We start from the raw sequence: 1,302 nt of genomic DNA, 5'->3' as shown, positions 1-1,302 counted from the left end.
CCCGCAGAAACCGCACCGACCGCACCAGCCGCGCCGCCCGGCCTCGGCATCAGCGCACCGACTCCGCGGCCTGCGCGAGCTGCTCGACGACGTCAGGGGTGAGGGTCAGCTCGAAGACGTCGGCGACCACCTGCGACCAGCCGTGGATGAAGTAGCGCCAGCCGTCGACGACGTGCAGTCCGCGGGAGTCCTGCTGCGCGCGCGCCTGGTGCAGGAACTCCAGCGAGCCGCGGTAGTTGAACTCCCACGCCCAGGCGCCCTCGGGGTACACCACCGCATCGGTCAGCGGTGAGCCGGGGCGGTCCTTGCCGAGTCCGGTGGCATTGGCGATGACTGAGCCGGCGGGCGCGGCCGCGACGAGGGCGTCGGCCTGCTCTGCCGTCTCGGTGAGGACGTAGCGGATCAGACCCTCGTCGGTGCCGTGCTGACGGTGCACCTCACGCAGATGGTCGAGCTTGTCCTGCGAGCGCGCGGTCACGGTGATCCGCGCGGGCGCGTCGGCTCGCTCGGCGAGCGCCCAGCTCAGCGCGGTGCCCGAGCCTCCGGCGCCGAGGATGATCACCTCAGCACCGGTGCGGGCGAAATGATCGGCCGGCAGGAAGTCGTTCAGCGCCAGATCGACGGTCACCGGGTCCTTCGCCCGTCCGATCAGCCGGTCGCCGCGCTTGGAGATGCTCGAGATCTCCGAGCACGACACCGCGAACGGGTCGAGTTCGTCGAACAGGTCGGATGCCGCGGCGTAGAGGTTCATCTTGTGCGTCGTCACCAGGGCGCCGCGGTGGTGCGGATCGTCGCGGATCTGCTCGACCATCGCCCGATACGCCGCAGGCTCGGCGTCCATCGGCAGGTCGTGGCCGACCAGGGTGCGCGTGGGCAGACCGAGGATGTCGGCCCACAGCGGGAACACCTTCATGATCGATGACGATCCGGTGGTGACGCCGACGAATCCCATGCAGTCGGCGGGGGCGGTCTCGGTCATGGGGTCTCCTAGCGGGTGACGGGGTGGGCCGGGGCGTCGCCGCGCAGCACGGCGATCGCGTCGTCGAGCGACATGCGGCCCATGTTGTCGACGGCCTGGGTGGTCTGTGCACCGAGGTGCGGGGTCACGATCACGCGCGCGGCGAGCTCGGGGGCCAGCAGCGGACTCGCGCTCGCGGCCGTGTCGCCGTCGAGCGTGTCGGCGGCGTACCCGGCGAGGATGCCGTCGGCGAGCGCCTGCGCGACAGCCTGCTCGTCGATGAGGTCAGGGCGGGCGGTGTTCACCAGGACAGTCCCCGGCCGCATCCCGGCGAGGCGCTCGGC

The 1,302-nt window shown here is 71.4% G+C and carries 2 protein-coding genes; both read right to left on the bottom strand.

Annotation, left to right across the window (positions count from 1 at the left end; genetic code table 11):
* Positions 1 to 49 precede the first annotated feature (49 nt).
* A complete protein-coding gene (locus tag BFN01_RS00775) occupies positions 50 to 979 on the bottom strand; it encodes a shikimate dehydrogenase (protein WP_071640531.1) in 930 nt (309 codons plus the stop codon).
* 8 nt (positions 980 to 987) lie between these two features.
* Positions 988 to 1,302, bottom strand: a 315-nt coding sequence (locus tag BFN01_RS00770) for an NAD(P)-dependent oxidoreductase (RefSeq protein WP_305728261.1), incomplete at its 5' end; no start/stop codon positions are given.

The organism is Microbacterium sp. AR7-10 (assembly GCF_001878835.1).
Classification (GTDB): Bacteria; Actinomycetota; Actinomycetes; order Actinomycetales; family Microbacteriaceae; genus Microbacterium; species Microbacterium commune.
This window is presented reverse-complemented; position numbering and strand designations above follow the sequence as displayed.